This window comes from Streptomyces erythrochromogenes, assembly GCF_036170895.1.
Lineage (GTDB): Bacteria > Actinomycetota > Actinomycetes > Streptomycetales > Streptomycetaceae > Streptomyces > Streptomyces erythrochromogenes.
The window spans coordinates 2,147,466-2,161,169 of sequence record NZ_CP108036.1; the positions used below are offsets into that span (position 1 = coordinate 2,147,466).

Annotated in this window: 13 protein-coding genes; all 13 read right to left on the reverse strand. The window is 72.1% G+C overall.

The genetic code is table 11. The features are described from left to right. Window position 1: 1 nt before the first annotated feature. Complete coding sequence (locus OHA91_RS09840; RefSeq protein WP_031151097.1) at window positions 2-988, reverse strand: ABC transporter permease; 987 nt, start codon at window positions 986-988, stop codon at window positions 2-4. Further along, the gene (locus tag OHA91_RS09845) at window positions 985-1,938 is read right to left on the reverse strand and encodes an ABC transporter permease (protein ID WP_328739074.1); all 954 of its coding nucleotides are present in this window, start codon (window positions 1,936-1,938) and stop codon (window positions 985-987) included. The genes OHA91_RS09840 and OHA91_RS09845 overlap by 4 nt, the downstream gene beginning before the upstream one ends. Before the next feature lie 23 nt (window positions 1,939-1,961). After that, entirely contained in the window at window positions 1,962-3,704 is a 1,743-nt protein-coding gene (locus OHA91_RS09850) for an ABC transporter substrate-binding protein (RefSeq protein ID WP_266492631.1), read from the reverse strand. A gap of 159 nt (window positions 3,705-3,863) precedes the next feature. After that, window positions 3,864-4,298 carry a DUF2752 domain-containing protein gene (locus tag OHA91_RS09855; RefSeq protein WP_158714777.1) on the reverse strand — a complete coding sequence of 145 codons (435 nt, stop codon included), beginning with the start codon at window positions 4,296-4,298 and terminating at the stop codon, window positions 3,864-3,866. Next, window positions 4,295-4,762 (reverse strand): CD225/dispanin family protein, encoded by a 468-nt coding sequence (locus tag OHA91_RS09860; RefSeq protein ID WP_328739075.1) that lies wholly within the window; start codon window positions 4,760-4,762, stop codon window positions 4,295-4,297. The genes OHA91_RS09855 and OHA91_RS09860 overlap by 4 nt, the downstream gene beginning before the upstream one ends. A gap of 26 nt (window positions 4,763-4,788) precedes the next feature. Further along, window positions 4,789-5,217, reverse strand: coding sequence for a hypothetical protein (locus OHA91_RS09865; protein WP_328739076.1), 429 nt, complete (start codon window positions 5,215-5,217; stop codon window positions 4,789-4,791). A 13-nt stretch (window positions 5,218-5,230) separates the two neighbouring features. After that, a complete protein-coding gene (locus OHA91_RS09870) occupies window positions 5,231-7,351 on the reverse strand; it encodes a CHAT domain-containing protein (protein WP_031151084.1) in 2,121 nt (706 codons plus the stop codon). 81 nt (window positions 7,352-7,432) lie between these two features. Then, entirely contained in the window at window positions 7,433-8,143 is a 711-nt protein-coding gene (locus OHA91_RS09875; protein WP_031151082.1) for a GntR family transcriptional regulator, read from the reverse strand. A 71-nt stretch (window positions 8,144-8,214) separates the two neighbouring features. After that, window positions 8,215-9,126 (reverse strand): ornithine cyclodeaminase family protein, encoded by a 912-nt coding sequence (locus tag OHA91_RS09880; protein ID WP_037632404.1) that lies wholly within the window; start codon window positions 9,124-9,126, stop codon window positions 8,215-8,217. A 29-nt stretch (window positions 9,127-9,155) separates the two neighbouring features. After that, the gene (locus OHA91_RS09885) at window positions 9,156-10,175 is read right to left on the reverse strand and encodes a proline racemase family protein (RefSeq protein WP_031151078.1); all 1,020 of its coding nucleotides are present in this window, start codon (window positions 10,173-10,175) and stop codon (window positions 9,156-9,158) included. After that, window positions 10,172-11,176 carry a proline racemase family protein gene (locus OHA91_RS09890; RefSeq protein WP_030651469.1) on the reverse strand — a complete coding sequence of 335 codons (1,005 nt, stop codon included), beginning with the start codon at window positions 11,174-11,176 and terminating at the stop codon, window positions 10,172-10,174. The genes OHA91_RS09885 and OHA91_RS09890 overlap by 4 nt, the downstream gene beginning before the upstream one ends. Window positions 11,177-11,196: 20 nt before the next feature. Beyond that, on the reverse strand, window positions 11,197-12,111 hold the full coding sequence (locus tag OHA91_RS09895) for a dihydrodipicolinate synthase family protein (protein WP_328739079.1): 915 nt from the start codon (window positions 12,109-12,111) through the stop codon (window positions 11,197-11,199). Window positions 12,112-12,186: 75 nt separating this feature from the next. After that, window positions 12,187-13,590 carry an FAD/NAD(P)-dependent oxidoreductase gene (locus OHA91_RS09900; protein ID WP_328741108.1) on the reverse strand — a complete coding sequence of 468 codons (1,404 nt, stop codon included), beginning with the start codon at window positions 13,588-13,590 and terminating at the stop codon, window positions 12,187-12,189. Between the last annotated feature and the right edge of the window lie 114 nt (window positions 13,591-13,704).

Genomic DNA, 13,704 nt, shown 5'->3' on the forward strand with positions numbered 1-13,704 from the left:
ATCAGTACCTCACTCTCGGGTCGATGACGGCGTACAGGAGGTCGACGACGAGGTTGGCGACGACGATGAAGAAGGCGGCGAGGAGGGTGACGCCGAGGACCACGGGCTGGTCGGAGTTGACGAGGGCGCCGTAGAAGAGGCGTCCGATGCCCGGGAGTCCGAAGATCGACTCGGTGATGACGGCGCCGGCGAGCAGCCCGCCGAGGTCGATGCCGAAAATGGTCAGGATCGGCGTCATCCCGGAGCGCAGGCCGTGTTTGACGACGACCGTCCGCTCGGGCATGCCCTTGGCGCGGGCGGTGCGGATGTAGGGCTCGGCCATCGCCTCGATCATCGAACCCCGGCTCTGGCGCGCGTACATGGCGGCGTAGAGCAGCGCGAGCGCGGTCCAGGGCAGGAGCAGGTTGGAGGCCCAGCCGAGCGGGTTGTCGGTGAAGGCCTGGTAGGTGGGGTAGGGCAGCAGTCCCGCGATGCGGATGACGCCGTAGATGAGCATCACCGAGGTGAAGTACACGGGCAGCGAGGCGGCGGCGACGGCGCCGACCATCAGGGCCTTGTCGGTGGCGGTGTCCTTGCGCAGGGCGGCGGTGACCCCGGCGCCGAGGCCGAGGAGCAGCCACAGCACGGCGGCGCCGAGGGCGAGGGAGGCGGAGACCGGGAGGCGGTCCATGAGCAGGTCCCACACGGGCAGGGAGCTCTCGTAGGAGTAGCCCAGGCAGGGGAAGTCGCAGACGACGGCGTACTGGCCGGTGCCGAGGGTGCGGCCGGTGAAGATGCCGGTCAGGAAGTCGGCGAACTGCTTCCACAGGGGCTGGTCGAGGCCCAGGTGTACGCGTACGTCGGCCAGTCGTTCGGCGCTGCAGGTCTTGCCGCAGGCGGCGGCAGCCGGGTCGGCGGGCAGGACGTAGAAGATGAGGAAGGTGACGGCCGCGATGGCGAGGAGCACGCCGGCGAGGGCGAGGAGCCGGCGGGCGAGGTAGACGATCAACTGCGGCCGCCCCTCGGGTCGAGGATGTCGCGCAGCGCGTCGCCGAGCAGGGTGAAGGCGAGCACGGCGAGGAAGAGGAAGACGCTGGGGATGACGAAGTACATGGGGTCGGTCTCGTAGTAGGCGACGGACTCGGCGATCATCTGGCCCCAGGAGGGGGTGGGCGGGCGGACGCCGACGCCGAGGTAGCTGAGGGCGGCCTCGGTGCTGATCATTCCGGGGATGAGCAGGGTGGTGTAGGCGATGACCGGGCCCGCCACGCCCGGCAGGATCTCGCGGGTGAGGATCCGCCAGGGGCCGGCGCCGCCGACGCGGGCGGCGTCGACGTACTCGCGGTGTTTGAGGGAGAGGGTCTGGCCGCGGACCACGCGGGCGATGCCGGGCCAGCCGAAGACGCCGATGACGACGGTCATGAGGACGAGCCGGTTGACGTCCTTGGCCACGGACAGCATGGCGATCATGAAGATCAGGGAGGGGAAGGACATGGTCAGGTCCATGAGCCGGGACAGGGCCGTGTCGGTGCGGCCGCCGAAGTAGCCGGCGGCGATCCCGGCGGCGGTGCCGGCGAGTACCACGATGGCGGTGGCGGCGAAGGCGATCAGGAGGGAGACCTGTGCGCCGTGGACGACGCGGGCGAACAGGTCGCGGCCGGTGACGGGTTCCACGCCGAGCCAGTGATCGGCGCTGATCCCGCCGAGGGGGCCGAGCGGCTGGCCCCCGAGATAGGGGTCGACGGCGGACTTGTCGAACTCGCGCGGGGACCAGCCGCCGAGCGCGCCCAGCCAGGGGGCGGTGACGGCCATCAGGGCGAAGAGGACGACGATGCAGAGGCTGATGCGGACGGCGGGGCGGCGGCTCAGTTCCCGCCGGGCGAGCTGCCAGGGGCTGCTGCCGGGCGCCGCCGCGGGCCCGGCCGCGGCGGCGTCGGGGGCCGGTGCTGTGGTGGTCATGGGGTCGGGGGCTCCGGGTTGCCTCAGCCCTGGCTCTTCGAGGGGTCCTTGAGGCCGACCGTGGCGTAGTCGATGGTGCCGGTCCACACGGGGTGGCCGAAGGCGCCCGCGATGTTCGTGCCGACGAGGAGCGGCTTGCGCTCCAGCAGGATCGGGACGTTCGGGGACTTGGCCATCAGGGTCGCGTCGAGGTCGATCCAGGCCTGGTTGGCCTGCTTGGCGTCGGCCATGGCGTTGATCTCGTCGATGCGCTTGATGACCTCCTCGTCGCGGAACTGGCTGTAGTTGCCCTGGTTTCCCTTCGGCTTGATGGTGCGTCCGTCGAAGACGAAGGGGATCCAGGTGGAGCCGGAGGGGTAGTCCGGGCACCAGCCGGTGAGGGTCATGTCGGGGGTGGTGGACAGGTCGCCGATCACGTCGTAGTAGGCGCCCGGGTCGACGGTGTCGATGACGACCTCGATGCCCGCGCGGGACAGGCCCTGCTGGATGGCCTCGGCCTTGCCCTTGTCGCCGGTGGAGACGGAGAGGGAGACCTTCAGGGTCTCCTTGCCGGCGGCCTTGAGGAGTTCCTTGGCCTTGGCCGGGTCGCCGGCCGGGGGGATCTTCAGGGTGTCGGCCTGCTTGCCGCCGGAGAGGGCCGGGGGCAGGTAAGCGGTGGCGATCTCATTGAGGGCCGGTCCGCCGCCCGCGGTGACGACGGCCTCCTTGTCGACGGCGTACTGCATGGCCTCGCGGACCTTGGGGTCGTCGAAGGGGGCGCGTGAGTTGTTCAGGTGGAGCATCTCGGTGCAGCCCTGGGACTCGGCGAGCAGCCGGGACCTGACCTCGGGCTTGGGCAGCACCTTGGGGGCGCTCTCGGGGCGCATGTCGGCGTACTGCACGGTGGAGGCGTCGGCGCCCTCGCCGGCGATGATCCGGTCGTCGATCTGGCCGCCCTTGAGGCCCATGACGACCACGAACTTGTCCGGGTAGGCCTTGCGGACGGTGTCGGTGCCCGGGTCCCAGTGTTCGTTGCGGACGAGGACGAGCTTCTTGTCGCGGTCGTACGACTCGATCTTGTACGGGCCGGAGGAGAACGGACGGGCGTCGTACTGGGTGCCCTTCTCCTGGGACTGGGGCACGGGGGCGAAGGTCGGCAGGGTGGCGGTGGCGGAGAACTCGGCGACGGGGCGCTTCAGTTCGAAGACGATCGTGCGGTCGTCCGGGGTCTTGACGGAGTCGAGGTGCTGCCCTTGGAGGGGCCCCTTGTAGCCCTCGGTGCCGGCCAGGTACTGGGCGGCGTAGTCGGGGCCGCCGGTGAGGTCGGGGGCGAAGGAGCGCTCGACGTTGTACTTGATGTCCTGGGCCTTGACCGGGGTGCCGTCCTCGTACTTCACGCCCTCCTTGAGGGTGAAGGTCCAGGTGCGGCCGCCGTTGGAGGGGGTGCCGAGGTCGGTGGCGAGGTCGGGGACCAGCTCGCTGCCCGCCTTGCCGGGCTCGGCCTTGAAGGTGACGAGCGTGCGGTAGAGCAGGCGGGTGCCGAAGTCCATGGTCGGCATGACCCAGTTGCGGGCGGGGTCGAGGTGCGCGAAGTCCTGGTTGGACAGGACCGTGAGGGTGCCGCCCTTGACCGGGGTGCCGCCGAGGACCTTGCCGTCGTTGGCGGCGGCCGGGTTCTCGGCGCCGGCGCCGCTGGAGCCCTTCTTGGTGCCGGAGCAGCCCGAGGCGCCGAGTGCGAGTGCGGCCACCAGGGCGGTGGCGAGGGCGAGTTGGGTGCGCTTGGTCATGGTCACTCCAGGGAAGGGCACGCTCAGCGGCTCTACGATGTGACCGGTAACATAGTAATGTGAAATTGCACTGACAAGGGGTTGGGTCCCCCGTTATCCAGCCGTGTCCAAAGCCCTTGCTCTGGTCGGGCGTTCGCCCGCCGAGCCGGTCGGCGCGCGTCAGGCGCCCAGCACTCCCCCGAGGACGGGAAGGTTGCGCACCACCGTCCACAGGGCGATCCCGGCGAGGATCACCCGGGGGCCCCTCCAGGCAGGGCGAGCTCGCCGGGTGGTCCTGCCGGTGACGACTCGTAGCCACGCGAGGGCGATGGCCGGCAGTGCGAGGACGAGGAGGAGGTTGTAATCCGCGGCGGCGACCACATCGGCGCGCGTGAGCTGGTGAAGAGCCCGCAGGCTGCCGCAGCCCGGACAGTCCAGGCCCGTGAGTACGTGGAACGGACACCGGGGGAACCGGCCCGGTCGTGTGGGATCCGCGAGTCGTACGGCGACGGCAACCCATGCGAAGAGTGCTGCGGCCAGCCAGGCGTCGCGGACGGGTTGAGGCCTCGAAGCCCACAGGACCGGGTGGAAGGCCCGGGCGTTCGGCCTGTTCACGGCGCGGGCATGGACGTGGTGTTCGGGTCGGCGGCCATGCCGATGGCGATGAAGAACAACCACGCGATGCAGCCGACGACGAGGCTCACGATCATCCAGAGTCTCGCCTTCCGTGACGATTCGGCGGATCCCACGACATCCCCCGCCTTCCACTTCTCCGAAACCTGCGAGGCGAAGATGATGGCGGCGATACCCGTCGGCAGGAAGCAGAAGAGCGTGACGAGGATGGCACCGGCCAGGTACGTCTCGGGCATCCGCATTGGCGCGGTCATTCCCCACTGATCCCGCTCCCACCCCGGCTGCGAGGTCGGCGGCTGGGCGGGAGGGGCCTCGGGCTGCGGGGGCTGAGCGGACGCCGTCCGGGGTGGCGGCTTGGTGGGCGGCGGCAGGAGCGGCTCCTGCCAGGGCGTCTCCGGGCCCCAGTTCTCACCTTCGGAAGACGGAGGTTGCTGACGGTCGGACATGGCTGCGCACCTCTCCGGACCCGCCCTCAGGCAGGGGTCCACATTGCTCGTCGGGAATCCCAGACCCACCGGTCACCACACGCCTCCAGGCCGACGGCCTGCTCGTACGCCTGGTCCGGCAGATCTGCGGTGAAGGTCACGCGGCCGCCGGCCCCCGACTCGACGACCACACCTCCGGGCGCCTGCGCGCCGTCCCCTCCACTCAGGAGTCCGTCCACGAAAGCCTTCAGCGCCTTGTGCGCCTCTTCGGCGAGGCGTCCGAACAGAGCGCTGAGGAACGGCTCCAGAACCGCGGACGTCACCAGGACCAGCACGGCATCGGCCGCCCCCCTCCGTGTCGGCCTCAGCAAGCACGTGGCACTCACCCCGGCATCGCGCAACACGTCGCGCTGCTCGAGTGCAGGGGTGGAAGGGAGTGCGGCGGGCCAGTAGATCTCGACCTCGGAGTGCGTCATGACATCTCTCCCTCTACGACCGGTGAGGCAGCGACCAGCGTTCGATACGACCCGCGCGGGTGCAGGTCATCAGGCACCTGCCGTTCTCGAGGAATGCCAGCCCTACGACTTGGTGCACCAACTCCGCCACCAGGGAAAGCTGTCCGGTCCTCAGGTCCCACAGGGACACCGACCCGTCGCCGTCGCACACCGCGAGGGCCGAAGCCCCCGCGGAGAACACGAGATGGGAGGCCTGCCGACGGTGTTCCGTCTGTCGCAGGAGACGGCCGTCCCAGGACCACAGCCGCACCCTCCCGTCCCCGCAGCCGGTGGCGAGACCGTTGGCGGTGAGCCCGAGGCAGCTCACGGGCACCGGATGCCGCCAGGCCGCCACCTGGTGTCCCTGCACGTCCAGTTGCCGCACCAGGCCGTCCCCGGTCGCGACGACGACGTGCCGGTCGCCCGGCGCGAAGGCGAGGGGACCGATGCGACTGCGCCCGCCCATCCGCTGCCAGGTCCTCGACTCCTTGCCCGGACGGGCGGGCAGGTCGCGTACCCGGGCTCCCCACGTGTTGTACACGTAGACGCGGTCCTTGACCGTCACGGCGAGCCAGTGGCCGTCGGCGCTGAACGTGAGGGCGTCGCCCTCTTCGCCCACGTTCATCACACGGGCCGGCGCTTCGGTCTGGAGGTCCCAGACGACGACGGTGCCGTCATGGTGCCGACTGGCCACGTTCCGTCTCCAGGGGCCCCACGCCACCCGCACCGGGTTCTCGCGCTGTACAGGCGGGCACTGCCTGTACAGCGCCCCGTCGGCTGCGTTCAGCACCCGCACCGCTCCGTCGTCGCAGGCAGCTGCGAGGAGATCGCCGGGGCCGAGCACCAGGTCGCTGCACGGACCGATCTCGGCGAGCAGCGCCCTCTGGGAAAGCCTGGGCGACGGCGTGCGCAGCGGCGGTGGTGCGGGCGGAGGGCGCGGCGCCTCCGATCCCGGCACCTGTGGACGATCCGGTCCCTGCGGGGTCGGCGGTGTGGCCTGTGCCGGCGGGCCCTGAGCCGCCTTCGGCAGCGAGAAGAGCCGGGTCTCGTCGGATGCGAGGAAGAGCACGGGCGTGGCCCACTCCAGGCTCTCCTGCTCCACCTTCACGTACTCCCGGGCGAGGGTCACCGCCCGGTCGACGGGCACCCCCTGGGCTATCCGCTCGTAGAACGACGAGGCGAAGACGAGAGCGGCCTTGTCGGTGATCTCGTACTGCATGGCGACCACGGCCGGCACACCGGCTCGTACGAGGTTGGCGGCGGTGCCCGCGAACACGTCCTCGGATCCACCGACCGCGGACTCACAGGAATTCAGCACGATGAGACGCAGGTTCGGACTGTCCGCGATCAGCCGCTCGAAATCGCTGGCATAGATCTTCTTGGACAACCCGTCGGAGCCCGAAAGCTGAATGTATCCGGCGTTCCTCTCCTCGTCGAACCCTCCATGACTCACACAGTGCAGGACGTGCCAGGAGCCGAATCTCAACTCCTTCGCCAGATCCTGCCACCGGTCCCCCACAAGCCAGTGCACGTCCACGCTCTCCGAGCTGCACTCCTGCAGAAGGGCGCGCGAGATCTGCTCCCCCTCCCGCTTCCCTTCCAGTGCGGGCAGGTCGTGGGGCTGGGCGGAAATTCCCAGCACCCTCAACGGCAGAGTCAGCGGCAGCGGGGGCACGGGATCCATAAGCCGCAAATACCGAACGACCGGCACGCGAAGCGCGAGGTAGTCATCACGGGTGGGATCGACGAGGAATTCCCAGGGGATATGCGAGAGATTCGGCCCGTTCGTTCGCAGCAGGATACGCAACGGGTGCTCCTGCGCCCGAGCACGACTCCGCCAGCGGTCGAAGAGGAGGAATATATCCTCCCGAAAGACCGCCTCGGTGAGACGTTCTCCGAATTCCCTCACCGGCCTTTCCGAGACCGATGCACCTCGCACCACAGGACTGTACGAACGGGCCAGTGACTCCTGTACGGACGCGAGCGCCGACTGGAGTTCACCCTCGGAATACGGCGCCGCGACACGGATCAGCGCCTCGCCATACTCGGAAGCACACGACACAATCCAGTTGGTGTCGGCTTCAATAATTTCGAGCTGGAATGGGAGATTTTTCATCCAACCCACCTCCACCCCTGGATATATTGCACACCCGATATTTCGCGGCGTCCACCCAGGGGTACGAGGGGGGAGGAGTATCTAGAGGCCCGACCCGAGGACTCCTGCGGTGCGGCCGACCGGTTCGTCGCGGCCCTGGGCCCAGAGGGAGCGGACGTGGCCCAGGTGGCGCTGCATGCAGGCCTCCGCCGACTTCGCGTCGCCGCTGATCATCAGGTCCAGCAGCTCCAGGTGCTCCTCGGCGGAGGAGACCAGCTTGCCCGCCTCGTCCAGGCCGGTCAGCCCGTACAGGCGGGAGCGCTTGCGCAGGTCGCCGACGGTCTCCACGAGCCGTTCGTTGCCCGCGAGGCCCAGCAGCGTGAGGTGGAAGCGGCGGTCGGCCTCCAGGTACCCGATGAGGTTGTGCTCGCGGGCGCTGGTGACGATCTCCTGCGCGATGGGGCGCAGTTCCTCCAGCTGCTCGGCCGTGGCCGTCTTCGTGATCCGGCCGATGGTCGGCACCTCGATCATGGTGCGCAGCTCGGTGTACTGGTCGAGGTCGCGCTCGCTGACCTCGGTGATCCGGAAGCCCTTGTTGCGGACCGGCTCGACCAGGCCCTCCCGTGCCAGGTCGAGCATGGCCTCGCGCACCGGGGTTGCCGACACGCCGAGTTCGGCCGCGAGGCCGGGGGCGGAGTAGACGCTGCCGGGGCGCAGCTCACCCGCTATCAGAGCGGCTCGGAGGGCGTGCCCGACCTGGTCGCGGAGTCGTTCCTGGGCCTTGATGAGACTGTGCTGCTTCAGGTCACCCATTGCGTTTCCTCCGAGACCCTTTTCACCTGCCGACGAGCAGAGCAACAGCGTACAATGTCACGTTGCGCTGCTCACACTTCAGCGGCCTCGTACAGCGCGACCGCCACGGCAAGATCTTCCCAGGCCATGCCCACACTCTTGAAGAGCTGTGGACAACCCCGCTCCCCTCCTGTCGGCAGCCGTCCCGCGACCAGGTCCGCGAGCGTGCCCGTGATGTGCCCCGCCCCGATGGCCCCCTCCGCCTCCGGGACGAGCAGGTCGCCGGCCTCCCGCAGCGCCGCCGCACGCGACTCCACGTACACCGCCGCGCGTCGCACGAGGGCGGTGTCGGTCTCCCGGGCGGTCGGCTCGTGCGATCCGACGGCCACGACCACCGCGTCCGGCCGCACCAGCCGCCCGTCGAAGAGCGGTTCGCGGGCGGTGGTGCAGCAGACGACCAGGTCGGCGTCGACCACGTCCTCGGGGGTGCCGGTCCGGGCGGCCGGCACCCCCAGGGTGCGGGCGTGCGCGGCGAGGCGTTCGGCTCCCTCCCGGTTCCGGGCGACCACCACCACCTGCGCCGACTCCCGCTCGGCGAGGACCGCTTCGAGGTGCCCGTACGCCTGCGGTCCGGAGCCGAAGAGCACCATCCGGGGCGGCCGCCCGGCCGGCGCCAGGTGGCGCAGCGCGAGGGCGGAGACCGCCGGTGTGCGCAGGGCCGTCAGGGCCGCGCCGTCGAGCAGGGCCAGCGGGCGCAGGGTGGGCCCGTCCAGCAGGAGGTAGGAGCCGGTGATCCGGGGCAGCCCGCGGGCCGGGTTCCCGGGTGCGACCCCGGCGATCTTCACCCCGGCGTACGCCCCGGACGCGGCCGGCATCAGCAGCAGTTCGCCGTCGCCAGCCACGTCGATCGCGGAGCGCGGCGGGCAGCCCTCCGGGTCGAGGCCGCCGCGCAGGGCGGCGGCCAGGGCGTCGGCGGCCGCGGCCGGACCGAGAGCTGCGGCCATGGCCGCGGCGCCGAGCTGGGGTATCCCCCTCACAGCAGGAACCCGGTGCCGAGGGCGTCGTACGGGTCCACGGAGAAGGCGTGTTCACCGGTGCGGTAGGCGCTGCCGGTCACCTCGGTGACCCCGCCGTCCAGCATCCGGCCGGTGAACACGGTGCCGGTGACGGACTCGCTCAGCAGGTCCTCGCCCGGGCCGAGCCGTCCGTCCTCCGCGAGCAGCGCCAGCCGCGTCGAGGTGCCGGAGCCGCAGGGCGAGCGGTCGACCTGCCCGTCGGCGAAGACGGTCACGTTGCGCTGGTGCGGCCCGAACGGGGTGTCGGGCAGCTCCTCGTGGAGGATCACCCCGTAGACCCCGGACAGCAGCGGGCCGTCGGGGTGCCAGGTGGCGGGATGGGTGGCGAGCGCGGCCCGGATCTCCTGCCCGGCACGCACCAGCGCGGGCAGGGCGGTGCGCGAGACCTCCAGGCCGAGGTCGCGCGCGCGGACGGAGGCGTAGCAGGCACCGGCGTGCGCGATGTCCACCTCGGCCAGTCCGAGCGAGGTGGCGACGGGCACCTTGCGGGCGCCGACCCGGGCCGGCACGTTGCGGAAGGTGATCCCGGTGATGCGGCCCCCGCCGCGGTGGACGGTGGCGGTGACCCGCCCGGACGGTACGTCGATCCGCACCGGGGCGTCCCCGTCGTCCGGGGCGGGGACCCGGCCGCTGTCCACCGCCCAGGCCCCGAGGGCCATGGTGCCGTGGCCGCAGGCCGTGGAGTAGCCGTCCTTGTGCCAGAACAGCACGCCGAAGTGGGCCCCGTCGTCGTCGGCGGGGACCACGAACCCGCCGTACATCCCGGCGTGTCCGCGCGGCTCCTGCACGAGCATCCGCCGTACGTCGTCCAGCGCTCCCCGGCGCGGCGCGGTCCCCGATCCGCCCGGGCCGATGGCGGTGGCGCAGCGCTCGGCGACGGTGTCCCCCGGGACGGGAGGCATGCCCGCGCCGGCGGTGTCGACGATCCGGAAGGGCTCGCCGGCGGTGTGGTAGTCCACCGTTCGGACGGTGATCACAGGAGGAAGCCTCCGGGGAAGGGGTCGGACGGGTCGAGGAAGTACTGCGCGGTGCCGGTGATCCAGGCCCGGCCGGTGACGGTCGGCACCACGGCGGGCAGGCCGCCGACGGTGGTCCGCTCGACCAGTCGGCCGGTGAACTCGGTTCCGATGAAGGACTCGTTGACGAAGTCGGCGCCGAGTTCGAGGAGGCCGCGGGCGTGCAGCTGGGCCATCCTCGCGCTGGTGCCCGTACCGCAGGGCGAGCGGTCGAACCACCCGGGGTGGATGGCCATGGCGTGCCGGGAGCGGCGGGCGTCGGAGCCCGGCGCGGCGAGGTAGACGTGCTTGACGCCGGCGATGGAGGGGTTCTCGGGGTGGACGGGCCGGTCCGGGCCGGCGTTGATCGCGTCCATGACGGCCAGCCCGGCGGCGAGCAGGTCGTCCCCCCGGGCACGGTCGAAGGGCAGCCCCAGCGCGTCGAGTTCGACGAAGGCGTAGAAGTTGCCGCCGTAGGCGAGGTCGTAGGTGACCGTGCCGTGGCCGGGGACGTCGGCCTTGAGGTCGAGGCCGACGCTGAAGGAGGGGACGTTGGTGAGGGTGACGGCGGTGGCCGCCCCGTCCTCCACCCGTACGTCGACGCTCACCAGCCCGGCCGGGGTGTCGAGCCGGACGGTGGTGACCGGCTCGACGACGGGCACCATGCCCGTCTCGACGAGCACGGTGGCCACCCCGATGGTGCCGTGCCCGCACATGGGCAGCAGGCCCGACACCTCGATGTAGAGGACGCCGTAGTCGGCGTCGGGGCGGGTCGGGGGCTGCAGGATGGCGCCGCTCATCGCGGAGTGCCCGCGCGGCTCGTACATCAGCAGGGTCCGTACGTGGTCCATGTGCTCGATGAAGTGGAGCCGCTTCTCGGCCATGGTGGCGCCGGGGATCACCCCGACTCCCCCGGTGACGACCCGGGTCGGCATGCCCTCGGTGTGCGAGTCCACCGCGTGGTAGACGTGGCGCGTGCGCATCAGGCGTCCCCTCCAGCTGGTTAGTTGAGGCCCTCGGCCAGGGCCTTCTCGGTGGCGGCGCGGACGGCGGCCTCGGTGTCGCCGGTGAGCGGGAAGCGCGGCGGGCGGGTGGCCCCGCCGGGGCGGCCCGCCAGGTCCATGGAGAGCTTGATGGCCTGGACGAACTCGGTCTTGGAGTCCCAGCGCAGCAGGGAGTGCAGGGACTTGTAGAGCGGCAGCGCGGTGTCGAGGTCGCCGGCGACGGCGGCCCGGTAGAGGGTGGCGCACGACCGCGGCAGGGCGTTGGGGTAGCCGGCGATCCAGCCGACGGCGCCCGCGAGGGCCAGTTCGAGGAGGACGTCGTCGGCGCCGATGAGCAGGTCGAGGCCCGGCGCGAGTTCCGCGATCTCGTAGGCGCGGCGCACGTCCCCGCTGAACTCCTTCACGGCGACGATGGATCCGTCGGCGTGCAGCCGCGCGAGCAGGGACGGGACCAGGTCCACCTTGGTGTCGATGGGGTTGTTGTACGCGACGACGGGCAGCCCGGAGCGGGCGACCTCGGCGTAGTGGGCGCGTACGGTCTCCTCGTCCGCGCGGAAGGCGTTCGGCGGCAGCAGGAGGACGGAGCCGGCGCCGGCCTCGGCGGCCTGCTCGGCCCAGCGGCGGGCCTCGGCGCTGCCGTAGGCCGCGACGCCGGGCATCACGCGGTCGCCGTCGCCGGCGGCCTCGACGGCGGTGCGCACGACGCGCGCCCGCTCCTCGTCGGTGAGGGTCTGGTACTCCCCGAGGGAGCCGTTGGGGACCACGCCGTCGCAGCCATTGGCGATCAGCCAGGCCACGTGCTCGGCGTAGGCGTCGTAGTCGACGGTGAGGTCCTCGCGCAGGGGGAGCGCGGTGGCGACCATGATTCCGTGCCAGGGACGGGTGCGGGGCGCGGGGGTGTGCGCGTTGGTCATGAGAGGCTCCCTAGTGTGGTGTGTGACATTTTACTAGTGGGTGTGGCGCGGCCACAAGGGCCGGGACACCCCTGATCAGCGGTCGGTGGCGGGAAGTTCGGCGAGGTCGCGCAGCGGGACCGGGCAGGAGAAGGGGCGGCGGTCCGCCGTGGGCTCCTGTCCGGCGAGGGCGGCGACGGCCGGTCCGCACATGCGGCCCTGGCACCAGCCCATGCCCGCCCGGGTGAGGAGCTTGACCGTGCGGGCGTCCCGCGCCCCGAGGTCCTCGGCCGCCTCGCGGATCCGGCCGACCGGGACCTCCTCGCAGCGGCACACGACGGTGTCGTCGCGCAGCCAGCCGGTCCAGCCCTCGCCCGGGCGGTGGGCGGCGCCCATCGCGTCGGCGAAGGCGCGCAGCCGGGCGCGGCGGCGGGCGAGGCGGGTGACGTGGCGGTCGGAGCCCGGGGCCGGCTGCCCCGGGCGCAGCGCCGCGGCGACGGAGTGCGCGGCCAGCTCGCCCTCGGTCAGGGCCAGTTGGGCCCCGCCGATGCCGCCGGTCTCCCCCGCGGACCAGATGCCGGGGACGGTGGTGCGCTGTACGGCGTCCACCTCCAGGGCGACGGCGCCGTCGGGGCCGGGCCGGGTGGCGCAGCCGAGTGCGGTGGCGAGTTCGAGCTGGGGCACGAGCCCGTGGCCGACGGCCAGTGCGTCGCAGGGGATCCGGCGGGCGGTGCCGGGCAGCGGGCGCCAGTCGCGGTCGAGCCGGGCCACGGTGACGGCCTCGATCCGGCCGGTGCCGTGGGCCTGCGTGACGGCGTGCCGGGTCAGCAGCCGGACGTGGTACCGGGCCAGGGCCCCGCCGTGGACGGCGGCCTCGACGAGCTTGCCGGGGTTGCGCAGCAGGACGGGCAGCCGGCCCGCGTACGCGGTGTAGGCGGCCGCCTCCACCACGGCGGGCACGGTGGCTCCGGCGGCGGCGAGGGACCCGGCCACCGCCAGCAGCAGCGGGCCGCTCCCGGCGACCACCACGCGCTTGCCCGGCAGCACCAGTCCGCCCTTGAGCATGGCCTGGGCCCCGCCGGCCCCGACCACGCCGGGCAGGGTCCAGCCGGGGAAGGGCAGTTGGCGCTCGTAGGCGCCGGTGGCGATGAGCACGGCGCGGGCCGTGACGGCCGCGGCCCGCTCGTCGGGGGCGTGGCCGGCGACGGCGTGCAGGGTCCACCCGCCCTCGCACGGTGTCACGGTCCACACGTGGTGGAGCGGGAGGTACGTGATCCGGCCGGCCGCCGCGTGCTCGCGCAGGGCGGCCTCGCGGGTCGCGAACTCGGCCCAGCCGTGGTGCAGGGCCTCGGGGCGGGCCGCGCCCATCCCGGGCGCGGGGTGGCGGTAGTACTGCCCGCCGGGGCGGTCGCCCGCATCGAGTACGGCGACCCGGAGCCCGAGCCCGGCGGCGGTGACGGCCGCGGCCAGCCCGGCCGGCCCGGCCCCGACGACGGCCAGATCGGCCGGCTCCGCCCCGGCGGACGCGGCGGAGCCGGACGATGCCGGGCCGACCGACCGGGCCGGCGCCCCGGACCCGCCCCGCACAGCGGGCGCAGGCGCAGCGGCGGCCGC